The organism is Curtobacterium sp. C2H10 (genome assembly GCF_025407985.1).
Classification (GTDB): Bacteria; Actinomycetota; Actinomycetes; order Actinomycetales; family Microbacteriaceae; genus Curtobacterium.
Genome location: NZ_JABXGF010000016.1, coordinates 1 through 24465 on the forward strand (window position 1 = coordinate 1; position 24465 = coordinate 24465).

Below are 24465 nucleotides of genomic sequence, written 5' to 3' on the forward strand. Positions count from 1 at the left end.
ACCCAGCAGGCTGCCCCGCAGCAGCAGGCGCCGGTGCAGCAGGCCGCCCCGCAGCAGGCCGCGCCGTCGACCCCTGCCCCCGCGACCGAGGCGGCTCCGGCTGCCCCGAGCAAGCCCGCGGCCGTCAAGACGAGCGGCAAGACCTACACGGTCGTGTCGGGCGAGACCCTCGACAGCATCGCGACGAAGCTGCACATCGACGGCGGCTGGAACAAGCTCTGGGCCGCGAACACGTCGACCATCGACGACGCGAACCTGATCTACGCCGGCCAGGAGCTCCAGCTCCCCGCCTGATCGTTCCTCCGATCGACAGGACGCCCGGTGACCGTGTGGTCACCGGGCGTCCTGCTGTGTCCGGCTACTGCGGGTTGTCGGCCAGCCACCCGGCGACGTCGTTCGATCGGAGCGCCTGGGACAGCGACTGAACGGCGATGGTGTTCACCGCGACGTAGGACTGTCCGTCCGCCGAGGTCCCGCCGCCCGCGGTCGGCATCGTGAACGTCCGCAGGTCCGACGGCCGGACGTCACGCAGGGACCAGCCGAGGTCGACCATCGTGCCGGCGGTGAGGCCGGCGTCCACCGACAGGTACTCGCTCGTCGCCCGGACGAAGTGCTGCACGCGCCCGGGGTTCGTGAGGGTGTCGCGCGAGAGGAGTCCGTCGACGATCCCGCGCATGAACGCCTGCTGGTTCCGCACACGGGTGTGGTCGGCGTCGGCGAAGGCGTACCGCTCGCGGACGAACGCCAGGGCGGCGTCGCCGTCGAGGTGGTTCGCGCCGGCGGTGAACTCGTGCCCGCGGGCCGAGAACGCCGTCCGTGACTGCACCGTCACCCCGCCGAGCGCGTCGGTCATGCCCGAGAAGCCGGCGAAGTCGATCTCGGCGACGTGGTCGATGCGCACGTCGAGCAGGCGTTCGACCGTCTGGACCGTCAGCGGGACCCCGCCCCAGGAGTACGCCGCGTTGATCTTCGCGGTGCCGTGGCCGGGGACCTCGACCCACGAGTCGCGCATGATCGACATGAGGTACACGGCCCGCTTGTCGGCCGGGACGTGGGCGAGCATCAGGGTGTCCGACCGACCGCCGGCAGCGCGGTCGCCGTCGGGGTCGGCACCCTGGCGGGAGTCCGATCCGATGAGCAGGATGTTCTGCGCGCCCTCGGTCGGAGCGGGGCGCGCGCCGGTCGGGAACGGGTCGGCGAGGACGTCGGCGTCGAAGCTGCGGACGAGGCCCGCGATGAAGAGGCCGGCGACGACGGCGAGCACCGTGGCGACGGCGACGAGCGAGCCGGCGGTGCCGAGGACGGCGACGAGGAACGGGCGCTTCCGGCGGCGTCGGCGCCGCTTCCGGCCGTTGCTGCCCCGGCTCCCGCTCCGGCTCGAGCCGCTGCTGTGGGGCCTGCGGGCGCTCGATCCGCTCCGGGGTGCCCGCGGTGCGGGGGCGTCGGTACCCGCGTCGGTGCCGGCGTCGTCGGCGGCGATCGATGCTGCCTGCGCTGCCGCCTCGGCCAGTTCGGCCGCATCGGCTGCTTCGGCTCGTTCGGCGGCCTGACGGGCTGCTCGGCGCTCGGACATCGGGTCTCCTGCGGGTCGGGTCGGTCGTGCTACCGACTCCGCGAGTCTACCGTATGTGGTATATCAACCGCTAGGTGTTCGGTTCGGTCGGTGCTTCTCGAGCAGCCGGGTCAGGGCGCCCCGCAGTGCGGCATCGTCCGGCAGGACGTCACGCTCGATGTGCCGGGCGGTCTCCCACGCCTCGCGCCCGTGCTCCGTCACGGTGACGATCCGCCGTCGCCGGTCGTCCGGGTGCGGCGAGCGTTCGACGAGCCCGTCGCGCTCCATGCGCTCGAGCGTGCGGGACATCGTCTGCGGCTGCACGCGTGCCGTCCGGGCCAGGGTGTCCGCGCCGGTCGGGCCGGTCCGCACGAGGATGTCGATCGCGATGAGCGCCGCGTGCGGGAGGCCGATCGCACGCAGACGCTCGTCCCAGTCCCGTTCGATCGCCCGGGCAGCGGCGGAGAGGAGACGCCCCAGCGGCCATGCGTCGGGGGCATCGTCCATGCCCCGAGTCTACGGATCCCGTTCCTTCGATCTCTCTAGTAATCAGCATGCTGACGATTGGAGTACGCTCACGGACGTGTCCCGCTTCCTCCGCATCGTCCTCCCCGCGCTCGTCATCGTGGTCTGGCTCGCGATCGCCTCCGTCGGCGGTCCCTTCTTCGGCAAGATCTCCGAGGTCTCCACGAACGACCAGACGTCGTTCCTGCCGGCATCGGCGGACGCCACCAAGGTGCAGGAACGCGCGTCCGAGTTCCGGCAGGCGTCGGGCGCCCCGGCGATCATCGTGCTCGAGCGCGACGGCGGCCTGACGGCTGCGGACCAGCGCGCCGCGACCAGCCTGGCCCAGCGGCTCGGGGACCGCGACGACGTGCAGGGCGTCAGCCCGGTGATCCCGAGCGAGGACGGGGACGCGGTCGAGATCGTCGCCACACTGACCCAGAGCGCGGACACCGGTGACGCCGTCGAGGCCGTCCGCGCCGACGTCGAGGACGCGCTGCCGTCGGGGGTGCAGGGCTACGTCACGGGTCCGGCGGGATTCACCGCCGACCTCACCGAGGCCTTCGCGGGCATCGACGGGCTGCTGCTCGGTGTGGCGCTCGCCGCGGTCTTCGTGATCCTCATCATCGTCTACCGCTCACCGCTCCTGCCGATCCTCGTGCTCGGTACCGCGACGTTCGCCCTGTGCGCGTCGATCCTCGTCGTGTGGTGGCTCGCCAAGGCCGACATCGTGACCGTGAACGGCCAGGTGCAGGGGATCCTGTCGATCCTCGTCATCGGCGCCGCGACCGACTACGCACTCCTCTACACCGCACGCTTCCGCGAGGCACTGCGCGACCACCGCACCGGGTGGGACGCGACGAAGGCCGCCCTGCGGGGGAGCCTCGAGCCGATCCTCGCCTCGGGCGGGACCGTGATCGTCGGTGTGCTCTGCCTGCTGCTCTCCGACCTCAACTCGAACAAGGCACTCGGTCCCGTCGCGGCCATCGGCATCGCGTTCAGCCTCCTCGCCGCGCTCACCCTGCTGCCCGCGCTCCTGCTGGCGTTCCGGCGCGCGGCGTTCTGGCCGCTCCGCCCGAAGTACGGCAGCGCGCACCCCGTCCTCACCGGGCCCGACGCCCGCGGGCTCTGGGCACGGGTGGGCCGGCTCGTGGCGCGCCGCTCCCGGATCGTCTGGATCGTGTGCACCGTCGGGCTCCTCGCGATGGGTACCGGCCTCGTCGGACTCAAGGCGGACGGGGTCCCGCAGAGCGACCTGGTCATCGGGAGCTCGCAGGCGCGCGACGGTCAGGACGTGCTCGCGGACCACTTCCCGGGCGGGTCCGGCAGCCCGGCACAGGTCATCGGTGCCGCGTCGAGGACCGACGAGCTCGCCGCCGCGATCACCGGCGTGGACGGCGTGGACAGCGTCGTGGCGGCCGCGAAGGACGCGCCGTCCGGCACCGTCCCCGTGACGACGAGCGGCAACCAGGGCGGCGCCGCCGGTGCGACCCCGACCGTCTCCCGTGGCGACGTCCTCCTCGAGGCCACCCTGTCCGACCCGGCCGACTCCGACGCCGCCGAGCAGACCGTTCGTGCCCTCCGCACGGCGGTCGAGCGGGTGGACCCCGGCGCGATCGTCGGTGGCGCGACCGCGACCGCCGTCGACACGAACGACACCGGCATCCGGGACCGCACGCTGATCATCCCCGTGGTGCTCGCGGTCATCCTGCTCATCCTGATGCTGCTGCTCCGGAGCATCGTGGCGCCGCTCGTGCTCATCGGCAGCGTCATCGTGTCCTTCGCCGCGGCGCTCGGCGTCGGTGCTCTCGTGTTCGACCACGTGTTCCACTTCCCCGGGGCCGACCCGAGCGTCCCGCTGTACTCGTTCGTGTTCCTCGTGGCGCTCGGCGTGGACTACAACATCTTCCTCATGACCCGGGTGCGCGAGGAGGCCCTGCAGCACGGTCCGCACGAGGGCGTCCTGCGCGGGCTCGGGGTGACGGGCGGCGTGATCACCTCGGCCGGGGTCGTCCTCGCGGCGACGTTCGCGGCGCTCGGCGTGATCCCGATCCTGTTCCTCGTGCAGATCGCGTTCGTGGTCGCCTTCGGTGTGCTGCTCGACACGATCGTGGTCCGCTCGCTGCTCGTCCCGGCGCTGGCGTACGACCTCGGGCGCCGGGCCTGGTGGCCGTCGCGCCTGTCGCGTCCGGCCCATCACATGTGACACGCTGGGCGCATGCCAGTTCCTTCGACGCAGCCCGCCGCCGAGCGGAAGCTCCTCCGTGACACCGTGCAGGACAAGATCCGGGACGCGATCATGGACGGCACCCTCGAGCCGGGCGAACGGCTCAACGACGACGACCTCATCGCCTGGCTCGGTGTCTCCCGCACCCCCATCCGTGAAGCCCTCGCCGAGCTCGCCCGAGCCGGACTCATCGAGATGGCGCCGAACCGGTACACCCGCGTCGCCGCCCCGACGAAGGACGAGCTCCTCGACGCCTACCGCACGCTCGGCGTGATCTACGGCGGTGTCGCCCGCCTCGCGACGCCGCGCTTCACGGACGCGCAGCGCAAGAAGGTCGTGAAGACCCTCGACGACGTCACGGCGCAGGTCGAGGCCCGGCACCAGGGCGAGGTCGCCCAGCACGGCGCGGACATCTACGCGATGTGGGCCGACCACTGCGGCAACCCGTCGCTCGAGCAGCTCTGCAAGGCGACGACGGACGGGCTCGCGTTCAAGCTGCGGGTGCCGGAGCTGGCCGAGCTGGTGCCGGCCGAGGTCGTGCTGCCGGAGCTCGAGAAGCTCAAGGCCGCCGTCGTCGCGAAGGACCCGATCGCCGCCGAGCTCGCCATGGAGGCGATCCACCTGCTGCCGTCGCGCGACTGACGCGACGAGTGCGACCGGCGCGACGAGCGCGTCCGGCGCGACCACCTGACGGCCAGGAGGCGCGGTGCGGGCCCGCACCGCGCCTCCTGGCCGTCAGTGCGCGACCGCGCTGATCATGCCGAGGCCGACGCTGATGCGGTCGGCCACCTCGATGAGGTCCTCGGCGAGCGACGCGGTGTCGCGGTCCCGCAGCTGCGTCACCCGCCCGGAGATCGACAGCGCCGCGACGATGCGCCCCGACGCGTTCCGGATCGGTGCCGCGATGCAGAACCGGCCGAGCGCGACCTCTTGGTTCTCGACGCACCAGCCGCGCTTCGCGGAGGCCTCGAGGTCCGCCGTCAGCGCGTCGTGCGACGTGATCGTGTGGTCCGTGTAGCGCGCGAGGTCCGCGCCGAGCAGCGCCTCCCGCTCGGCCTGAGACAGGTCGAGCATGAGCGCCTTGCCGAGCGCCGAGGCGTGCAGCGGCTGCCGCATGCCGATCATGGTGTGCGACTTCGGGGCGAGCGAGCCTTCGAAGTGGCAGAGGTAGATGCAGGCCGCGTCGTCCTGCACCCCGACGTTCGCGGTGAGGCCGATGCGGTGCGCGAGCTCCTGCGCGGCGGCCCGGCTCTCGCGGTGGACGGGGTTGTGGTTGAGCCCCTGGCTGGCGAGCTCGAGGACGGCCCGCCCGACGGAGTACCCCTGCGACTCGGGGTCGCGTCGCACGTACTCGAGCGACTCGAGCGTGGCGAGGAGCCGCCCGGTCGTCGACGTGCCGAGGCCGATCGCCCGTGCGATGTCGGAGGCGCGCATCGCCCCGTCGGCGGCACCGAGCGCGCCGAGGACCGCCGCGGCGCGCTCGATGCTCTGGTTCGGAGGGGTGGTGGCCATCCGCCCATTCTGTCCCGTGGAGTCGATCAGGACACCGTGACACCGCTGACGAACTGGTTCGTCCGCACCTGTGCCGTGGTGAGGGGTGCGCCGCCGAGCACGACGTCCTCGAGGGCGACGTCCGACACCCCGTGCGTCGCGTCCCACCCGGACAGCGTCACCGTGTCGGCCGTGACGTCGGTGAAGTCGCGGATCGTGATGCCCGTGATCGTGCCCCGCTCGTCGCGGTACCCGGTGTCGTTCGAGTACTGACCCTTGAGCACCTGCAGCACGATGGCCTGCCCGCCGACCGGCTGCGACTCCACGTGGAAGCCGTCCACGGTGACGTCGGAGACCGTCGCCCAGTCCTGGACGTCGAACTTCAGCGCGACCTCCTTCGCGCGGAGGACGTACGACTGCGTGATGGAGACGTCGGTGAAGACCTCGGTCTCCATGGACGAGCCGAACCGGACGGGGTTGCCGCCGGTGACGTTCCAGAACGTGGTGTCGGTCGCGTGCAGCCCACGGGTCTCCGGCTCGCCGTTCGTGGCCGCGTCGAGGGCGTGCCAGCCGAATCCGTCGTCACCGCTCATCACGAAGTTGTGCTCGACGGTCATGTCCTGCACACCGTCGGTGTCGATGCCGTCGTTGTTGATGAGCGTGCCCATCAGGTTCAGCCAGGACACGTGGATGCCCGAGGAGTGGATGTACAGCGTCTGCCACCACTGGGCGTTGCGGACGCCGATGCCGGACACCGTGATGTCCGAGCTGTCGTGGAAGCGGATCGCCATCGTCTTGTCGGTCCGCGACGTGTCCGAGCCGGCGTCGAGGATCCCGCGCCCGAGCACGTGCACGCCGGTGACGCCGTCGCCGTCGATGCGCCCGTGCACGAGGGCACCCGGCGCGAGGTAGACCGTCTGGCCCGACACGGGGCGGATCACGCCGGCATCGTGCTCGCCGGGCCCGAAGTACAGCACGTCGGGGTCCGACGCGGACGGCACCGCGGTCTCCGACGGCGTGACGAAGAGGAACAGTGCGCGGACGCCGGGGGTCTCGATGACGAGCGGGTGCGCGTCGCGGATCGTGAAGGTCACGGTGTCACCGGCCCGGGTCGTGGCGATCCCGAGCGTCCGGGGCGTGACGACCGGGGTGGCCGACGCGGCGAGGCCGGGCATCGTGACGCTGACCGTCGCGGTACCCGTCCCCTTCGCGAACATCGCGACGTCGTGCGAGGTGCCGCTCACGGACTCGGCCTTGACCGGCACGGCGGTCCCGTTGACCGACACCGTGTGCGCGGTGGCGGTGGGCGACGTCGGGTTCCCCGGGTTCGCCTGGATGCTCGCGGTGCCGGCGGCGACCGCGGTGCCGGACGCGACGGCCGGCGGCCCGACGACCCCGACGGTGGTGAGCGACAGTGCGACGGCCGTCGCGATGGTCAGTGCGCGCAGGCGCATGGCGATCTCCCTTGATCGTGGTGGTGCTGCGGGTGGTGCGGTGGGTCAGTAGACCTTCACGGCGCTCGCCGACGCGAACGGTGAACCGTTCGTGGCGGTCACGACGACGCGGAGCGAGGCGGTCCGCGTCGGCGCGACGTCGTGCACGCGGTGCCGGTGCCGGTTGTCGGTGACGGTCGCGAGTCCCTGCCACGATCCGTCGACGCACGCCTCGATCCGGTAGTCGCGGGCCAGGGTCGGGACCGCGTCCCACGGCGTGCGGTGGTGGTGCAGGTTGATGAGGTCGGCGTCGACGTCGTCGTTCCAGACGATGCGGACCTCGCGGACGTCGACGGGCTCCGCCCAGTCGAGGGTGAGGGTCGCCGCGCCGTCGTCCGGCTCCGACGACCACAGGTGCGGTCCGCCGAACGGGCGCTGGTAACCGTCGGCGACCCGGGAGGCGCGCCACGCGTCCGACGCGTCGGCTGCGGTGAACGCGAAGGAGCGTCCGCGCAGGGCCCGCGCCTCCCAGTCGGTGACCGGCTGGTCGGCCTCCTCGGGGATGTGGTCGTCGAACTGCTCGTCGTCGGCCGTGCGGGCGCGGAGCGCGAGGACGCCGTACGGGTGCCCGTCGGTGAGGACCAGGCGCACGCCGGGGGTCCGGCGGACCACGACCACGGCGTTGCACGGCTCGTCCGGCCGGAACCCGAGGTCGACGACCGCCTCGCCCGCCCCGGCGGGGACGCGCGCGGTGTGCGTCGAGACGTGCGCGATCGGGGCGTAGTTCTGCGGCCGGCCCGTGGTCCAGAGCTCGATCGTGACGTCGGTGTCGTGGTCGGCGACGGTCCGGAACGCGACGGAACCGAGCACGGGGTCGACCGGCACGACCAGCGCCGCGTCGCGGTCGAGCGCGAAGGTGTCCTCGGTCGCCCACGGGGTGGTGTCGAGCCGGACGAGTTCGCTGCTCGCGCTGATCCGGGCGCGCTGGGCGAGGTCCGCCCCGTCGTGGGCCCGGACGCCGATGAGCGGCGCGTCCTCGCGGAGGAGCGTCTGCTGCAGCATCGCGACGTGGTCGGTGCCGAGCTCTCGCGGCGTGACGCCGTGGCGGGCGGCGAGGTGCGCGGCGGTCCCGGCGGCCTGGCCCTGGGTGGCGCAGGTGGCCATCACGCGGGTCGACCCGAACGCGACGTGCGACGCGGAGATGTTCCGGCCGGCGAAGAGCAGGTTGGCGACGTCCGCCGAGTAGAGGGAGCGGAACGGGATGTCGTACGTGCCGTCCGTGTACCGCTGCTGCGCTCCGGCCGTCTCGGCGTAGACGCCCTCGACCGGGTGCAGGTCGATCGACCACCCGCCGAACGCGACCGTGTCCGGGAAGGTCCGCTGCGAGAGGAGGTCCTGCTGGGTGAGGGTGTGGTCGCCCACGAACCGTCGGTACTCCCGCTTGCCCGGGATCGCGCCGACCCAGTCGAGGGTGAGCGAGTCGGCGTCGAACGCGCCGGAGTTCTTGATGTGGTCCCAGATGCCGTAGACGACGCCCCACAGCTCGTCGCGGATCCGTTCGTTCTCGGTGACGGTGTCGAGCTCGCCGCCCCACTCGATCCACCAGTAGTTGCAGCCGTTGTCCCCGGTCTTGATCGCCCGGTTCGCCAGGATCGGCGTCGTGCTGAGGTCCTTCGCGATCGACGGCGGCACGAACTTCTCCGGGCGGCCGGTGTCGTGCGTGGAGAAGAAGATCGAGCTGCCGAGCAGTTCGTCGTCCGGCTGTTCGGGCGCCCACTCCTCGCCGTGTTCGTCGCGGCCCTCGCGCCCGATCCGGTACGACGCCCCGGCCAGGGCACCGACGAGCCCGTCTCCCGTGCAGTCGAGGAACACCGGGGCGGTGAACGTCGTCTCGATCTCGGAGCCCATCGTCCAGCCGGTGACGGACGCGATGCGCGGTGCGCCGGTCTCGTCATCCACCGTCGTCACGGTCCGCACGTCGGTGTTGAGGTGCAGGTGGACGTTCGGCTCGGCGCGCACGAGGTCGAGCACGACCTGGTCCCAGTAGATCGCGTTGCCCTGCGGGTTCCGGTACTGGTTCTCGAGGAACAGCTCGCCCATGATCCCGGTCTCGCGGGCGAACCGCTGCGTGCCGTGGGCTGTGGCGCCGACGACCCACACGCGGATCTCGCTCGAGGAGTTCCCGCCGAGGACCGGGCGGTTGGTGACGAGGGCGACGCTGGAGCCGAGGCGGGCGGCGGCGACGGCGGCGCTCACACCGGCGAGGCCACCTCCGACGACCACGACGTCGTGGTGCTGTTCACGGGACTGCATGGCGGCGACGGTATCACTTGCTGGCGACACTTTCCCACTGTGTGGCAAAGTGTGCCCGGCGAGTGCTATCGTCAACCAACTCTCGACAACGAAGTGTGAGGTCTCCCCATGAGCGACGGAACCCAGACGCGCACCAGCGCCGACGCCGCCAACGCCCCCGTCCCGGACGTGTTCGGCGACGACGCCCGCCGCCGGAGCATGCGGAAGGTGATCGTGGCGGCCGGCGTCGGCCACTTCGTGGAGTGGTTCGACTTCGGCCTCTACGGCACCCTGGCGACGGTCATCTCGCTGTACTTCTTCAAGCAGGGGGACCCGCAGGTCGCGCTGCTCTCGGCCTTCGCCGTGTTCGGTGCCGGGTTCGTGATGCGTCCGCTCGGTGGACTCTTCTGGGGTTCGCTCGGCGACCGGGTGGGGCGGAAGACGACCCTCGCGACGGTCATCCTCATCACGAGCGGCGCGACCGCGGTGATGGGCATCCTGCCGACGTACCAGAGCGTCGGGCTGCTGGCGCCGATCCTCCTCGTCGTGGTGCGGCTCGTGCAGGGCTTCGCCGCCGGCGGTGAGGGAGCGGGGGCGACCACGCTCCTCGCCGAGTCCGCGCCCTCGAACCGACGCGGCTTCGTCACGAGCTTCATCGACGTCTTCGGCTTCGCGGCGTTCATCGTGGGTGGCGGACTGGTCTTCCTGTTCACGGCGATCGCGGGCGACGGCGCCCTCGAGTCGTGGGGCTGGCGCGTGCTGTTCCTCATCGCGCTGCCGCTCGGGCTCGTCGGGCTCTACCTCCGCTCGAAGCTCGAGGACACCCCGGAGTTCCGCGCGCTCAAGGCCAAGGGCGACCTCGCGAAGAACCCGCTCCGGCGATCGCTCCGCACCGGGTGGAAGGCACTGCTCTTCTGCGTCGGGTTCGTCGTCCTCAAGGCCGTCGGGCACTGGATCCTGCAGACGTTCATGCCGTCGTACCTGCAGGCCGACCTCGGCTACTCGCCGCTCGTGTCGTACGGCGTGGTCGTCATCGGGTTCATCGTGATCGCCGGACTCGTGCCGTTCTTCGGCCTGCTCTCGGACAAGATCGGCCGGAAGCCCGTGATGCTCGCCGGCTGCGGCGGCTTCCTCGTGCTCACCTACCCGACGCTCATGCTCATGAACGCCGGCAACTTCTGGGCCGCCGCCGGCGCGATGGTGCTCCTCGGGCTGTTCATGGCGGCCTTCGACGGTGCGGTGAGCGCTGCGATGGCCGAGCTCTTCCCGACCGCGATCCGCTACGGGTCGATGGGCATCGCGTACAACATCAGCGTCGCGCTCTTCGGCGGGATCACGCCGTACTTCGCCACCTGGCTGATCACGGCGACGGGCAACACGTTCGCGCCGGCGTTCTACGTGATGGCGGCCGCGGCGATCACCGGGATCACGGTGCTGCGGGCGCGGGAGACCAACAAGGGCAAGCTCGCGTCCTGAGACGCGACCGAACACGGACGGGAGGCGCGGTGCCAGCTGGCACCGCGCCTCCCGTCCGCCGGTCGGTCACGGCGGGATCGCGGCGACCTGCCAGGACGGTTTGATGTTGTCGGCACACACGCCCGTTATGGTTTCCGGGTGACGAACGAGCCCGAGCAGACGACCGGTCGTGGCCGCCGCGGCTTCACGCCACCGCGGCACGGCCGCCAGAAGCGACGTGGCGGGGTGGTCCTCCCCGCCGTCGCGGGCGTGCTCACCATGGCCCTCCTGCTCGGCGGCGGCTACGCCGCGTACGCCTACGGATCGCTGTCGAACGGCGTCACCAAGATCAACGCGATCACCGGGAGCACTGCGACGAAGGACGACGTCGACGGCCAGGCGCAGAACATCCTGCTGGTCGGCGACGACCACCGCCCGGACAACGCGACGCCGGAGGAGATGGCGGAGCTCAGCACCGAGTCGGACGGCGGTGCGACGAACACCGACACGATGATCGTCCTGCACATCAACGAGGACGGCTCGCAGGCGACGATGATCTCGTTCCCGCGCGACTCGTACGTCGACATCCCGGGTGTCGGCAAGGGCAAGCTCAACAGCGCGTTCTACTTCGGCACCCTCAACGGCGGCGGGGACACCGGGGGCGCGAAGCTGCTCATCAAGACGATCCAGAACCTCAGCGGCCTGACGATCGACCACTACGTGCGCGTCTCCCTGCTCGGCTTCTACCAGGTGGTCAAGGAGCTCGGGCCGGTCGACGTCTGCCTCAACAACGCCGTCAACGACCCGTACTCGGGCGTGAACCTGCCGAAGGGCAAGTCCACCCTCGACGCGAAGCAGGCGCTGTCCTTCGTCCGACAGCGGCACGGGCTGCCCAACGGGGACCTCGACCGCAACGTCCGGCAGCAGTACTTCCTCTCGCAGGAAGCCCGCAAGGTGCTCTCCGCGGGGACGCTGCTCAACCCGATCAAGATGGGCAACATCCTCAAGGCGGTCGGCGGCTCGATCCAGACCGACACCGACCTGGTCAACCTGGCGACCCAGATGCGGAACCTGCGCCCGGGCAACATCCAGTCGGCGACGATCCCCACGCTCGGTACCCCGACGATCACCGTCAACGGCTCGCCGCTGTCGATCGTCGAGGTCGACACGGTCGGGCTGCCGGCCTTCGTGCAGGGTCTCGTCGGTGAGCCCGCGGAGTACAGCAAGGCCGGGCGCGCCCAGCCGGCGAGCACCTCGGTCACCGTGCTGAACGGCAGCGGTGTCACGGGTGCCGCAGGAGCCGCCGGGACCGTCCTCACCGCGCGCGGCTTCCAGGTCGGTGCACCCGGGTCCTCCGACCTGACGAAGACGACCCAGGTGCAGTACCCGGCCGGCATGGAGAAGCAGGCGAAGGCGGTCGCGGCCGTCGTGCCCGGTGCCGTCGCGGTGCGGACGAACGCGGTCACCGGCGTGACGCTGGTGCTCGGGTCGGACGGCAAGACGGTGACCCCGGTCGCCGCTGCCGGTGGGACCGCCTCGAGCCCCGCAGCCGGCTCCGGTTCGTCCGATGCCGGTTCGACCGGTTCCGGCGCCGCGGCTTCGAAGCCCGCGGCCTCGAAGCCCGCCGCGCCCGAGCCGAAGCCGTCGTCGACCGACGTGAAGAGCTACGGCAAGGCAGGCGTCTGCATCAACTGACGCCGGAGCCGGTCGCGTGCCGGCGGATGGTCGTGATCGCGGTGTCGAGCCCGATCGCGAGCGGGCGGACGTCCCGCTGGACCTGCGCCAGGAGCAGGCCGCCCTGCAGCGCCACCATCACGGTCGTCGCCAGCGCGGCGGGGTCGGCGTCCGGTCCGAGCAGCCCGCGTTCGCGCATCGTGCGGATGCCGTCGTGGAACCCCTGCTCCCAGCGGGCGAAGCCGGCGGCGACGAGGTCGCGGGTGTCGACGTCACGCTCGGCGACCTCGGTCCCGAGGGACCCGAGCGGACAGCCGCCCACGCAGCCGCCGGCCTCGGCGTCTGCGACCGTCCGGTCCCGCCACCGCTGCCAGGCGTCCCACGTGGTGAGGTCGCCGTAGTCCGGCCCCTGGTGCGCGATGATCGCGTCGGTCTGCTGCCGGACGACGTCGCGCACGAGCTCCTGCTTGTCGGCGAAGTAGTGGTACATCTGCGACCGTCCGACCGTGGCGGCGGCGCCGATGTCGTCGAGCGTCGTCCCCGAGATGCCGCGCGTCAGCATCAGGTCGGCCGCGGCGGCGACGATCCGGCTCCGGGTCGCCAGTCCTTTGGACGTCGTGCGTCGAAGGGTCTTCGGGGTGTGTTCGGGGCGCATGCTCAGAGTGTACTTGCGAGTACATTTGCAGTATGTGACATTCGAGTCGTGAACGACGAACTCCTCGCCAAGCGCGACGAAGAACGCATGCTCCTCATCGCAGCGGCCGCCGGTGACCGGGCGGCCTTCACCCGGCTGCACGACCGCTTCCGACCGCTCGTCGAGCGGTACGTCCGCCACCAGCTCGTCGATGCGTGGCAGGCGGAAGAGGTCGTGCAGGACGTCTTCCTCGAGATCTGGCAGATCGCCGACCGGTTCGACCCGGCGCACTCGGCCATCGCGTGGATCCGCACGATCGCGCAGCGCCGGGCGATCGACCGGGTCCGGAAGAGCCGGGCGGACCGCGACCGCGACCTGCGGATCGGCACCAGGGACGCCGACCTCGTGGACCACTCGAGCGTGGAACGGGCCGAGAGCGTCCTCGACCGTGCCGAGCTCCGCCGCGCCGTCGCCGCGCTCCCCGGGCGCCAGCGCGACGCCGTCGTCCTCCGGCACCTGGTGGGGCTGACCGGGCCCGAGGTCGCCGCGCGGCTCGGGGTCCCGGTCGGCACCGCCAAGACCCGGGCGCGCGATGGGGTCATCGCACTGCGGCGGGTCATGGTGCCCTGAGCGCGCCCGTCGGTAGGTTCGACGGGTGAGCAACGCAGCGCGTCCGATCACCCTGATGACCTACAACGTCAAGAACCCGGATCCGGCCCACGACTGGCCCGCCCGGTTGCCGGTCCTGCTCGACGTGGTCCGGCGGCACGACCCCGACCTCGTGTGCGTCCAGGAGGCCTTCGCGCACCAGCTGGACGACCTCCGCGCCGGTCTGCCCGACCACGGCGACGTCGGCCAGGGGCGCGAGGGCGGCACGGCCGGTGAGCACGCGGCCGTCTTCTTCCGTCGCTGCCGACTCCGGCCGATCGACGAGGGCGCCTTCTGGCTCTCGGACACCCCGGACGAGCCCGTGTCGAACACCTGGGGGAGCCTGTTCCCCCGAGTGGCGAACCACGCGCGGTTCCTCGACGCCGAGGGCGAGGCGTTCACGCTCCTGACGACGCACCTCGACCACGAGGTCGGACCGCACGGGGACGACGTCCGGGCGCGGAGCGCGGCGCTCATCGTCGAACGCCTCAGCACGGCGGACGGCCCGGTCATCGTGGCGGGGGACTGCAACGAGCCGGCCGGGGCGGGGCCTGCGTCGCGGGTGCTCGTCGAGGCCGGGTTCGAGGACGCCTGGCTGGTCGGTGGCGACCCGGCGGACCGGACGGCGACCTTCAACGACTGGCAGCCGCCGGTCGACTCCGGGGAGCGCATCGACTGGGTGTTCACCCGGGGGATCGCCGGCGTCGACCGCGTCGTCATCGACCACGACGGCCCGGAGACGTGGTTCGCGAGCGACCACTTCCCGGTGGTGGCGACGCTGCGGGTCTGACCGGGCCGGTCAGCAGGTGCGCTTGGCGTGCACCGGCATCGGCGACCCGAGCACCGTGACCGTGGTGTCGTCGGTCAGGGCGGAGACGCCGTTCGTCCCGGCAGCGGACTCCGTGTCCGTGTCGGACGGCGTGCTCGTGTCCGTCTCGGTGCCCGTGCCGCGGCTGTCGGGCGGGCTCGCGGCGTCGTGCTGCGGGGCCCACCCGGGCTCGAGCAGGAGCTGGAACGCGCGGGCGTCCGCGGAGCCGAACGACATCCGGTCGGACTTCGGGGCGTCCCGGATCGCCGTGCGGATGTCGTCGCCCACCTGGACACCGTCGGGTCCGGTCAGTTCGACGTCGCCGCCGAAGCGGGACCGCACCGTCTCGCGCAGGACGCGGATCTCCACCGCGTTGCCGGCAGCGGCGGGGGACGTCAGGGCAGCCACGCGGACCGCCCCGCCCCACGTGTAGGTCGTCCCGGCGGGGAAGCACGCGCCGCCGTCGCCCTCGGCCGTCTGCGTGCGCGACGCGGTGCCGAGCAGGCGGTTCAGCAGGCTGACCGTCGTGCGGGAGTCGCGCATCGACGCCTCGGTCACGGTCTTGTCGCCGCGCCGGAACACGAGCGATTCGGCGTCGAGCTCGATCGAGTCGACCCGCTTGAGCTTCGCGTTCGTGACCCGGACGGGCTCGTGGTGCACCGGGTCCGGTCCGAGCTCGGCCGCACTCGCGGGGGTCGCTGCGACCCCGGTCCCGACCGTGCCGTCGACGGCGACCGTGCCGGCCGAGAAGGCGAGCACGGCGGCGCTCAACGCCAGCACGGTCCGGAAGGTCACCACTCGACGGTACGACGCCCGACCCGTCTGGACGACGGGTGTTACCGAATCGGAGCCTGGTCGTCACCGGACCGTGACATTCGTCGGTGACGCGTCACATGCCCTCGGCAAGCCCCGCCGACGGGGGCCTGTCGGCCGAACGGGGGACAGCCTCCTGGACGGTGCGGGGGTGCCGCGTGCGTACCGTCGGCGGCATGACGGACCAGCAGATCGACCAGTACAGCATGCAGGACCCGACGAAGATGTACGCCGACAAGAAGCCCGACGAGCAGTACCTCGAGGGTGCCGGCACGGACGAGGAGATGGCGGAGAACGTCCCGGCCGACCACGGCGAGGACACCTACCGCGGCTCCGGTCGACTCACCGGCCGCAAGGCGCTCATCACCGGCGGTGACTCGGGCATCGGGGCCGCCGTCGCGATCGCCTACGCACGAGAGGGTGCCGACGTCGCGATCTCGTACCTCCCCGAGGAGCAGGAGGACGCCGACCGGATCATCGCCCTCGTCGAGGCCGCCGGTCGCAAGGCCGTCGCCCTGCCCGGTGACATCACCTCGCTCGCGACCTGCGAGCAGCTCGTCGCGGACGCCGTCGAGCAGCTCGGCGGGCTCGACATCCTCGTGAACAACGCGGGCAAGCAGCAGAACGTGTCCTCGATCGAGGACATCTCGGACGAGGAGTTCGACGAGACGTTCAAGACCAACGTCTACGCGACGTTCCGGATCACGAAGGCGGCCGTGCCGCACCTGCAGCCGGGATCGACCATCATCAACACGACCTCGATCCAGGCGTACGCGCCGTCGCCGCACCTGGTGCACTACGCGGCGACGAAGTCGACCGTGAACAACCTCGCGAAGGGCCTCGCCGCGCAGCTCGCGCCGAAGGGCATCCGCGTGAACGCCGTCGCACCGGGGCCGATCTGGACCCCGCTCCAGCCCGCCGGTGGCCAGCCGCCGGAGGCCCTGCCGTCCGCCGGTGAGCAGACCTACCTCGGCCGCTGGGGTCAGCCGGCCGAGCTCGCGCCGGCGTACGTCTTCCTGGCGAGCGGCGAGTCGTCGTACGTCGTGGGTGAGACGCTCCACGTCGACGGGGGCATGCCGACGCCGTAGTCGCGACCTGCGGAAGGACGGGAGGGACGGTGCCAGCTGGCACCGTCCCTCCCGTCCGTCAATCGGTCGTCAGCAGGGCGCGGTGCAGGTGCGCGCCAGACGCTCGAGCAGTTCGCGCGCGGACAGCGCCGCGGCCAGCTCGACCTCGACCGGGTTGATGCCGACGGCCCGTTCGAACGCGCGGCGCCGGGCCTGGTCGGCGATCGGGACCTCGGGGCGCTGCGGGAGCGCGGCGATCGCCCGGGCCGCGGCGTCGAACGCGCCGGTCGGCCGCCCGAGTTGCTCCCACATGGTCCGGACGTCGTGGGCGACCTGATCCGGGTCGCCGCCGAACTCGAAGCCGGCCGAGGCCATGGTCGCCAGTCCCTGCGCGGTGGGGTCGTTCGGGGTCATGACGGCATCGTCACACGGATGACCGCGAACGCGCTGCGAACCGCATCGCTTGTCCCCCGACATGCCGACACCCGGACCGGGGATTCTGGTGTCCCCCGATCTCCGTTTGGATGGACCTGCCCCCAGGGGCGACACGGACAGGACGTCCGGGGACCGACGGAGGGCACGATGCTCGAACACACCAGCGCGGACACGCAGGCGGCAGCCGCCGCGGCCGCGACCCTGCACCTGCGGATCACGATCGTGGGGGCGACCGTCGACCTGCTGCGGGACGTGCCCTTCCACGAGGCCGACGCGGGACTCGTCGCCCAGCGACTGGGGATCACCGTCGAGGAGCTCCGGCAGCACTTCCCCTCGTGGGACGGACTCGTGCTCGCCGCCGTCGACCGGTGGAACGGCGGCCGCATGGACGAGGTCGCGCGCGAGGTCGGGGACGGCTCGACCGTGCAGCTCCTGCGCGGGATCGTCGCGTCGAACGCCGAGGACCCGGCGCTCATGCGGCTCCTCGTGGCGCTGCTCTCGGTCGCGGGCAACCCGCAGCACCCCATGGCGTCGTACCTCCGGTCGCGCTACCAGCTCTTCTACGCGCAGATCAAGCGTGGCCTCGAGCACGACATCGCGGTCGGTCGGGCGCCGCACACGATGGACCCGCGCCGAGGGGCCGAGCAGCTCATCGCCCTGTACGAGGGACTCCAGTTGCAGGCGTTGCTGCGGTCGGACCTCGACCTCGTGCCGGCGTTCGACCGGGCCGTCGCGCGGCTCGAGCGGGGCTGGATGGAGCGGTACGAGCCGCAGGCGGCCCGGCGGCTCTCGACGTGGAGCGACGGCGGCTGGGAGCTCTGACGCCGCGCGGCGGTGCGCAGCGTCACGCGGCGGTGCGCGTTCTCACGGGCTGGGCGACACTTCACGCGCGTCGCGGCCCGTGAGATGTCGCCCAGCCCGTGAAGTCGTCGGCTGGCCGGCTCGCCGGCCGGCGCGGCGCCGGCGCCAGCCCGTCAGCGCGGGCGCGGCCCCCGCGGCACCGAGCCGTTGCCGGGGTCGTAGCCCGAGTCACGGATGACCTTGATGGCCGTCGTGTCGTTGTGCACGGAGTGCACGACCACCCGTCGGGACCGCCGGAGCGCCCGCCGTGCCCCCGGCGTCGCCACGAGGCCGCCGAGGACCAGCCCCGCCCCGATCGCCAGCGCGACCGAGACCGCCGCGACGAAGTCCAGCGCGGCACTCGACGACCCGGACATGAAGTTGAGCAGCGCGTTCGACACCGCGACACCGGGCAGCAGGGCGCCGCAGAACGCCGGCACGGAGATCGCCGCCACCGCCGTCCGCATCCGCGCGGCCGCGATCGTCGCGAGGACGCCCAGCAGCACGGCGGCGAGGAACGTCGCACCGAGCAACGGGATGCCGAGCTCCCGGAGGCCCCGCAGCGCGGCACCGGCGGCGACCGAGAAGACCACCGCGACCGGGATCACCCGCGCGCTGGCCTGCTGCACGAAGCAGTTCGCCGCGGCCGACACCACGGTGAGCAGCAGTGACGCCCACAGCGGCAGCGTCTGCGTGACGATGCCGGACGGGTCGACCTCGATCCGGAGCCACTTCGTCACGGCGATGCCCGCGGGCACCCCGACCACGATCGCGGCGATGACGAGCCCGATGTAGAACGCCCGGGCCACTGCCATCGCCCGGAACCCCGAGATCGCGTCCTGCGCCCAGGTGACGAGCGACGGGTGCGGGAGCAGGAGCACCACGAGCGCGGCCACCATCGTCGCCGCCTGCCCCGGGTGCAGCACACCCGCCCAGATCGCGAGGGTGCCGATCGCCGACGCCACCGCACCCTGCGCACCGGAGACGAAGAACTGCGGGAAGCCCCGGCCGGTCAGCCACCGGCCCGAGACGATGATCCCGAGCATGAGCACGAAGGCGCCGAGTCCGGCACGCCAACCGCCGCCGGCCTGCATCGCGATCGAGATGCCGAGGATCGACAGCCCCACGTCGGCCGTCCACCGCGGCCAGCGCGGCGGGAGCCGGAGCACCGCGACCAGGGCGCTCACGGCGGAGGTCATGTCCCGCTCGTCGTGGACGAGGTCGTCGACGATCTGGTTCGCCCGCGCCAGGCGGTCGAGGTCGGATCCGTCGGACTGCACCGTGCGGACCTTCACGAGCGGCGGGTGGTCGGCCGGTGCGTACTGGATCGTCACCGAGCTGCCGGAGAAGTCGAGGTCGAGCGGCGCGAGGTTCCACTTCGTCGAGACCGCGACGACGGCCGTCTCGACGCTGCGTGTGTCCGCACCGGACGCGAGCATCACCTCGGCGAGGTCGAGGCAGAAGTCCACGATCTGCACCGGCGAGTACTGCTCGAGCGGTCGGGTGTCGGGGACGACCTCTTCGTAGATGGTGCCGCGGAGGCGTGCCCGGGCGTCGCGGATGTCGTGCTGCGCGAGGCTCCGGACGCGTGGCCGTGGTGGACGCCCGGGTCTGGCTCCGGGGAGGGACTGCTCGGCCATCACGCCATCGTGCCAGGCGCGCTCCGCCGAGTCCGGACGCGCGCTGAACGCCTCAGCGCGGGCGACGGACGCTCAGCCGACCGGCGGCGAACGCGGCGACCACGGCGCCCACGACGACGAGCAGCTGCCCGACGACCCGCTGCCACGAGTTGGTCCCCGCGACGAAGGCGTAGTCCGACAGTGGGGCGTACGCGAACCACCCGAACGCGGCCGGCGGCGCGGAGGCCGCGACCACGAGTCCCGCGACCACGGCGACGAGTCCCGCCCAGAAAACGATGCCGGTCGGGGTGGCGAAGAGACGTCGGATCACGTCCGCCAGCGTATGTGGTGACCGACGGACGGGAGGCGCGGTGCCAGCCGGCACCGCGCCTCCAGTCCGTCATCAGGTGACGGCTCCTGCGTCGCTCGCCTACTGCTCGAACGTCGCGTGCAGCGTGATGTCGACGCCGGTGAGTGCCTTGCTGACGGGGCAGGTGGCCTTGGCGTCCTCGGCGGCCTTGAGGAAGGCCGCCTCGTCGATGCCGGAGACCTCGCCGTTCACGGTGAGGACGATGCCGGTGAGCTTGAACCCGCCCGCGCTGTCCGGGCCGAGCGAGACGTCGGCCTTGACGTCGAGTGCCTCGACCGTGCCGCCGGCCTCGCCGAGGACGGCGGAGAACTGCATGGCGTAGCACGCGGAGTGCGCGGCGGCGATGAGCTCCTCGGGGCTGGTGGTGCCGTCGGCGTCCTCGGCGGCGCGCTTCGGGAACGAGACGTCGTACGTGCCGACCTTCGAACTGGAGAGCTCGACCTGGCCGGTGCCGTCCTCGAGGCCGCCGTTCCAAGCAGTGCGTGCGGTGCGCGTGGGCATGGCCGCTCCTTTCGTGTGGGGGATCGGTCCCGATCGGGACCGCCGACGCCGAGTCAATCAGAGAACGACCGTTCTCGCATCGGCTCTCGGGGAAGACGCAGGTCTGCCCTACGATCGGGCGCATGGGGGACAGTGTGGTCGGCCGATCGCGTCCTGGCGGTGCCCGCTTCGACCACGGGCTCTTCGCCGGTCGTGCGGCGGTCCGGCCGGATGCGCAACACGTGTCGCCCTGAACGACGGGTGTAATCTGGAGAGCGTTCAAAGGAGACCCACCATGCGCGCCGTCGTGTTCGAACAGTTCCAGACGTTCCCGTCCCTCACGGACGTCCCGAAGCCCACTCCGGGTCCGGGGGAGGTGCTCCTCAAGGTCGCCGGTGCCGGTGCGTGCCACTCGGACGTCGCCGTCTACCGCGAGTTCCAGGCGGGGCAGCCGGGCGCACAGCAGCCCCCGTTCGTCCTCGGGCACGAGAACTCGGGTTGGGTCGAGGAACTCGGCGACGGCGTCTCCGGCTTCACGGTGGGCGACGCCTACCTCGTCTACGGCCCGGTCGGCTGCGGGCACTGCTCGTACTGCTCGAAGGGCCAGGACACCTACTGCGAGAACGCCGCCACGAACCCGTACATGGGCATCGGCCTCGGGCGCGACGGCGGCATGGCGGAGTACGTCACCGTGCCGGCGCGCAACCTCGTGCCGCTCGGCGACGCCGACCCGGTCGCCGCCGCACCGCTCAGCGACGCGGCGCTCACGCCGTACCACGCGATCAAGAACTCCCTGCCGAACCTGGCCGGCGGCGGCAAGTACGCCCTCGTCGTCGGACTCGGCGGCCTCGGACAGATCGCCGTGCAGATCCTCACGGCGCTCACCGGTGCGACCGTCATCGCGACGGACATGAAGCAGGACGCGATGGACCGCGCTGCTGCCCGCGGGGCGATCACGGTGCCGGGCGGCCCGGACCAGGCCGCTGCGATCCGCGAGATCACCGGCGGCCGCGGGGTGGACGCCGCGTTCGACTTCGTCGGGGCGACGCCGACGATCACGGTCGCCCAGGCGTCCATGGCCATCGGTGGCCGGTTCACCGTCGTCGGGATCGCCGGTGGCACCACCGAGTGGAACTTCTTCCGGACGCCGTACGAGTCGACCATCACGAACACGTACTGGGGCACCATCGAGGACCTGCACGAGGTCGTCGCGATGTACCGGGCGGGGCAGATCGTCCCCGACGTCGAGCGCTACGCCCTGTCCGACGCGCTCGAGGCGTACCGGAAGCTCGAGGCCGGCGAGCTCTCGGGCCGCGCGGTGGTCGTCCCGACGCTCTGACCCACTCGCCGCGGGGCGGTCAGCGTCCGGCGGCGTAGCCCTGCGCGCCCCGCGAGTTCGCCGCAGCGCCGAGCACGCCGGTCGCGGGGTCCCGCGTCACGCAGGACAGTCGACCGAGCGCCCAGTCGCCCGCCCGGGTGACGACGTGCCCGCGGGCCTCGAGGCCGGTGATCACGTCGTCCCCGAGGCGGTCCTCGACCACGAGCCCCGCCGGTTCCCACGTGCGCGGCCAGAAGGACCCCGGGAACGACGTCGTGTGCAGCGCGGGGGCGTCGATCGCCTGCTGCGGGGAGTACCCGCCGACGATCCACCGCAGCAGGAAGAGCAGCTGCCACTGGTCCTGCTGGTCGCCGCCGGGTGAGCCGAGCGCTGCGACCGGTTCGCCGTCGCGGAGCACCAGGGTCGGGGTGAGTGTGGTGCGTGGGCGCTCGCCGGGGCGCAGCGTCGACGCCGTGCCCGGTTCGAGCCAGGTCATCTGCAACCGGGTGCCGAGGCAGAAGCCGAGCTCGGGGATCGTCGGGGACGACTGCAGCCAGCCACCGGACGGGGTCGCGCTGACGATGTTGCCCCAGCGGTCGACGACGTCGATGTGGCACGTGTCGCCGCGGGTCTCGCCGTCCGGGGCGACGAACGGCTCGCCGCGGTCCTCGACGGGAGCGGCGGGAGCAGCAGGCGCGGCGGGTGCGGCAGCCGCGGCTGGGGTCCGGTCCCGAGCGACCTGCACGGTCGGTTCGCCGAGCCCCGCCGCGGCACCGGTCGCGTACGACGTCCGGACCGGCGGCATGGCGTGCACGACCCCGTCGACCGCCCCCGGACGCAGTTCGGCCGACGCACGCTCGCCGATCAGTGCCCGGCGCGCGTCGGTGTACGCGTCCGAGAGCAGCACGTCGAGGGGGACGTCGCCGTCGCCGTAGAACGCCTCGCGGTCGGCCAGCGCGAGCTTCAGGGCCTCGGCGATCGTGTGCGCGCCGAGCTCGGTCGAGGGGTCGAGCCGGGCGTCGTCGAGCGGTTCGAGCAGCCGGAGGGTCTGCAGGAGCGCCGGGCCCTGACCCCACGGGCCGGTCTTCGCGATCGTGCAGCCGCGGAACTCCGCCGTCGTCGCGGGTTCGTAGGACGCCCGGAACGCGGCGAGGTCCGACGCCCGGATCACCCCGGCGTGGTCGGTCCCGGACGCGTGCCGGTGCGGTTCGCGGACGAACCGGTCGATCGCCTCGGCGACGAAGCCCTCGGCCCACTCGCCGCGGGCGGCGTCGATGCGGGCGGTCCGGGTGTCGGCGCCGGCACCGGCGGCGACGAGCCGCTCGAACACCGAGGCGAGCGCCTCGTTGCGCACCAGTTCCCCGGGGACGGGCACCGCGCCTCCTGGCATCCACTGCGCTGCGGAGGTGGGCCAGTGCTGTCGGAACAGGTCCTGCACGGCGGTGATCGTCCGGACGACCGCGGGCGTGACGGGGTGGCCGTCGCGTGCGTAGCCGACCGCCGGTGCGAGCACGTCCGCGAGCTCCCACGTGCCGTGGTCGCGGAGCAGCAGGAGCCAGGCGTCGACGGCGCCGGGGACGGTGGCGGCGAGGGCACCGGAACCGGGGACGAGGTCGAGGCTCTCGGCGCGGTAGTGCTCCGGCGTCGCGCCGGCCGGGGCCGGACCCTGCCCGACGAGCACCGTCGGCGTCGGGTCCGTGGCGGTGGCGAACACCGCGGTGAGGTCGCCTCCGGGGCCGTTCAGGTGCGGTTCGACGACCTGCAGGACGAACGCCCCCGCGACCGCTGCGTCGAATGCGTTCCCGCCGCGCTCGAGAACGGACTGCGCCGTGGCGGTCGCGATCCAGTGCGTGGCCGCCGCCGTGCCGAACGTGCCGCGGATGTCCGGGCGGGTGGGGTGTGCGGTGGGCGGCGTGAACGCGGGGTTCGGCATGCTCCCATCCTGTCCCCGCGGTCCCGATCAGGCGACAGCCACGGCGACACCGGCGGCGACGAGCAGCACGAGGTACCCCCACGCGTGCACGGCTTCGGGCAGGTGCGGGGGACGGCGTCGGAGCATGACGATGACCGGCACGGCGCCGAGGAGCAGCGCTGCCGCCGCCCGGACGTCCACGGCGCCGACGAGGCCCGCCGCGTGCAGGGCCCCGGCGGGCACGAGCAGCGTCGCGATGGTCGCGGGCAGGGCGATCGCGAGGGTGAGCGGGTTCGCCAGGGTCGTCGCGGCGGACATCGTCGCACCCGCTCGGCGCATCACCGGGACGGTCATCACGCTGCCGCCGACCCCGAGGAACGCCGCGGCGGCGCCGATCGGCAGGCCCGCCACCGTCGGCAGGCCGCCACCGGTCGGGACGCCGGCGGCGGTCGCCCGGCCCGCGGTCGAGTGCACGGACGGGTCCGGGGCACCGGGGCGTGCACGGCCGGGACGGAGGAACCCCGGGCGCAGCACGAGGTCCGCGACCGTGACGGCGAGGTAGACGACGAAGCCCCACCGGATGAGCACGTCGGGGGCGAACCGGGCCGCCGCGACTCCGACGACCCCACCGCCGCCGAGCAGCAGGAAGAGTGTCCACCGGCCCCGGAGCGGCGTGAGCGCACCCCGCCGCGCGGACGCGGTCGCCACCGCGGCGTTGACGAGCATCACGAGCGCGGAGGTCGCCGTCGCCACCCGGACAGCGTCCCCGCCGAGCGCGGCGTCCGCCACCGTGATGATCGGCACGGTGACGAACCCGCCGCCGAAGCCGAAGAGGACGGTGGTGACCCCGACGAGGACACCGATGAGGACGAGCACGACGAACGACACCCCTC

General features: G+C 72.3%; 23 protein-coding genes. 10 read left to right on the forward strand and 13 right to left on the reverse strand.

From position 1 onward, the window contains the following. Positions 1 to 294, forward strand: a 294-nt coding sequence (locus tag HWD93_RS08245) for a LysM peptidoglycan-binding domain-containing protein (protein ID WP_261646542.1), incomplete at its 5' end; no start/stop codon positions are given. Between the two features lie 64 nt (positions 295 to 358). Here HWD93_RS08245 and HWD93_RS08250 read toward each other — a convergent pair. Further along, positions 359 to 1573: an LCP family protein gene (locus HWD93_RS08250; RefSeq protein ID WP_261646543.1), complete on the reverse strand. Its 1215-nt coding sequence runs from the start codon at positions 1571 to 1573 to the stop codon at positions 359 to 361. 63 nt (positions 1574 to 1636) lie between these two features. Next, on the reverse strand, positions 1637 to 2059 hold the full coding sequence (locus HWD93_RS08255; protein ID WP_261646544.1) for a MarR family winged helix-turn-helix transcriptional regulator: 423 nt from the start codon (positions 2057 to 2059) through the stop codon (positions 1637 to 1639). A 76-nt stretch (positions 2060 to 2135) separates the two neighbouring features. On the opposite strand from HWD93_RS08255, the gene HWD93_RS08260 reads away from it, so the two are divergent. Together HWD93_RS08260 and HWD93_RS08265 are read left to right on the forward strand one after the other, a co-directional pair. Then, positions 2136 to 4262, forward strand: coding sequence for an efflux RND transporter permease subunit (locus HWD93_RS08260; protein ID WP_261646545.1), 2127 nt, complete (start codon positions 2136 to 2138; stop codon positions 4260 to 4262). Between the two features lie 12 nt (positions 4263 to 4274). Beyond that, entirely contained in the window at positions 4275 to 4925 is a 651-nt protein-coding gene (locus HWD93_RS08265) for a GntR family transcriptional regulator (protein ID WP_083295114.1), read from the forward strand. A gap of 93 nt (positions 4926 to 5018) precedes the next feature. Here HWD93_RS08265 and HWD93_RS08270 read toward each other — a convergent pair whose 3' ends face one another. Genes HWD93_RS08270 through HWD93_RS08280 form a run of 3 tightly spaced genes read right to left on the reverse strand, consistent with a single transcriptional unit; the run spans position 5019 to position 9550 of the window. After that, on the reverse strand, positions 5019 to 5795 hold the full coding sequence (locus tag HWD93_RS08270; protein WP_070417242.1) for an IclR family transcriptional regulator: 777 nt from the start codon (positions 5793 to 5795) through the stop codon (positions 5019 to 5021). A 26-nt stretch (positions 5796 to 5821) separates the two neighbouring features. Next, positions 5822 to 7228, reverse strand: coding sequence for a hypothetical protein (locus HWD93_RS08275; RefSeq protein ID WP_261646546.1), 1407 nt, complete (start codon positions 7226 to 7228; stop codon positions 5822 to 5824). Between the two features lie 45 nt (positions 7229 to 7273). Beyond that, the gene (locus tag HWD93_RS08280; protein WP_374115152.1) at positions 7274 to 9550 is read right to left on the reverse strand and encodes an FAD-dependent oxidoreductase; all 2277 of its coding nucleotides are present in this window, start codon (positions 9548 to 9550) and stop codon (positions 7274 to 7276) included. A 78-nt stretch (positions 9551 to 9628) separates the two neighbouring features. Here HWD93_RS08280 and HWD93_RS08285 point away from each other — a divergent pair, with 78 nt between their 5' ends. Both HWD93_RS08285 and HWD93_RS08290 read left to right on the forward strand, forming a co-directional pair. After that, a complete protein-coding gene (locus tag HWD93_RS08285; RefSeq protein WP_083295113.1) occupies positions 9629 to 10975 on the forward strand; it encodes an MFS transporter in 1347 nt (448 codons plus the stop codon). Positions 10976 to 11113: 138 nt separating this feature from the next. Further along, entirely contained in the window at positions 11114 to 12649 is a 1536-nt protein-coding gene (locus HWD93_RS08290) for an LCP family protein (protein ID WP_261646548.1), read from the forward strand. Here the strand turns inward: HWD93_RS08290 and HWD93_RS08295 are convergent. Beyond that, entirely contained in the window at positions 12642 to 13283 is a 642-nt protein-coding gene (locus tag HWD93_RS08295; protein ID WP_261646549.1) for a TetR/AcrR family transcriptional regulator, read from the reverse strand. The two genes, HWD93_RS08290 and HWD93_RS08295, sit on opposite strands and share 8 nt — an antisense overlap. Before the next feature lie 48 nt (positions 13284 to 13331). Between HWD93_RS08295 and HWD93_RS08300 the strand changes: the two genes are divergently transcribed. Beyond that, a complete protein-coding gene (locus HWD93_RS08300; RefSeq protein WP_261646550.1) occupies positions 13332 to 13892 on the forward strand; it encodes a sigma-70 family RNA polymerase sigma factor in 561 nt (186 codons plus the stop codon). Positions 13893 to 13917: 25 nt separating this feature from the next. Next, on the forward strand, positions 13918 to 14700 hold the full coding sequence (locus tag HWD93_RS08305) for an endonuclease/exonuclease/phosphatase family protein (RefSeq protein ID WP_261646551.1): 783 nt from the start codon (positions 13918 to 13920) through the stop codon (positions 14698 to 14700). Positions 14701 to 14709: 9 nt separating this feature from the next. Here HWD93_RS08305 and HWD93_RS08310 read toward each other — a convergent pair whose 3' ends face one another. Continuing rightward, positions 14710 to 15513 (reverse strand): hypothetical protein, encoded by an 804-nt coding sequence (locus HWD93_RS08310; RefSeq protein ID WP_261646552.1) that lies wholly within the window; start codon positions 15511 to 15513, stop codon positions 14710 to 14712. 194 nt (positions 15514 to 15707) lie between these two features. On the opposite strand from HWD93_RS08310, the gene HWD93_RS08315 reads away from it, so the two are divergent. Further along, positions 15708 to 16619 carry an SDR family oxidoreductase gene (locus tag HWD93_RS08315; RefSeq protein WP_071296596.1) on the forward strand — a complete coding sequence of 304 codons (912 nt, stop codon included), beginning with the start codon at positions 15708 to 15710 and terminating at the stop codon, positions 16617 to 16619. Positions 16620 to 16688: 69 nt separating this feature from the next. On the opposite strand, the gene HWD93_RS08320 is transcribed toward HWD93_RS08315, so the two are convergent. After that, positions 16689 to 17012: a hypothetical protein gene (locus tag HWD93_RS08320; RefSeq protein ID WP_022907826.1), complete on the reverse strand. Its 324-nt coding sequence runs from the start codon at positions 17010 to 17012 to the stop codon at positions 16689 to 16691. A 168-nt stretch (positions 17013 to 17180) separates the two neighbouring features. Between HWD93_RS08320 and HWD93_RS08325 the strand changes: the two genes are divergently transcribed. Further along, positions 17181 to 17855, forward strand: a complete 675-nt coding sequence (locus tag HWD93_RS08325) for a TetR/AcrR family transcriptional regulator (protein ID WP_261646553.1) — start codon at positions 17181 to 17183, stop codon at positions 17853 to 17855. A 152-nt stretch (positions 17856 to 18007) separates the two neighbouring features. Here the strand turns inward: HWD93_RS08325 and HWD93_RS08330 are convergent, their stop codons facing one another. The 3 genes from HWD93_RS08330 to HWD93_RS08340 form a co-directional block, all read right to left on the reverse strand. Continuing rightward, positions 18008 to 19513 (reverse strand): threonine/serine exporter ThrE family protein, encoded by a 1506-nt coding sequence (locus HWD93_RS08330; protein WP_071296545.1) that lies wholly within the window; start codon positions 19511 to 19513, stop codon positions 18008 to 18010. Between the two features lie 52 nt (positions 19514 to 19565). Continuing rightward, complete coding sequence (locus tag HWD93_RS08335) at positions 19566 to 19823, reverse strand: hypothetical protein (RefSeq protein WP_229085802.1); 258 nt, start codon at positions 19821 to 19823, stop codon at positions 19566 to 19568. A gap of 99 nt (positions 19824 to 19922) precedes the next feature. After that, on the reverse strand, positions 19923 to 20363 hold the full coding sequence (locus tag HWD93_RS08340) for an OsmC family peroxiredoxin (RefSeq protein WP_071303323.1): 441 nt from the start codon (positions 20361 to 20363) through the stop codon (positions 19923 to 19925). A gap of 274 nt (positions 20364 to 20637) precedes the next feature. Here HWD93_RS08340 and HWD93_RS08345 point away from each other — a divergent pair, with 274 nt between their 5' ends. Then, positions 20638 to 21681, forward strand: coding sequence for an NAD(P)-dependent alcohol dehydrogenase (locus tag HWD93_RS08345; protein WP_070417231.1), 1044 nt, complete (start codon positions 20638 to 20640; stop codon positions 21679 to 21681). A gap of 19 nt (positions 21682 to 21700) precedes the next feature. Here the strand turns inward: HWD93_RS08345 and HWD93_RS08350 are convergent, their stop codons facing one another. Together HWD93_RS08350 and HWD93_RS08355 are read right to left on the reverse strand one after the other, a co-directional pair. Beyond that, the gene (locus HWD93_RS08350; protein ID WP_261646554.1) at positions 21701 to 23593 is read right to left on the reverse strand and encodes a gamma-glutamyltransferase family protein; all 1893 of its coding nucleotides are present in this window, start codon (positions 23591 to 23593) and stop codon (positions 21701 to 21703) included. Between the two features lie 27 nt (positions 23594 to 23620). Beyond that, positions 23621 to 24460: a sulfite exporter TauE/SafE family protein gene (locus HWD93_RS08355; RefSeq protein WP_261646555.1), complete on the reverse strand. Its 840-nt coding sequence runs from the start codon at positions 24458 to 24460 to the stop codon at positions 23621 to 23623. Between the last annotated feature and the right edge of the window lie 5 nt (positions 24461 to 24465).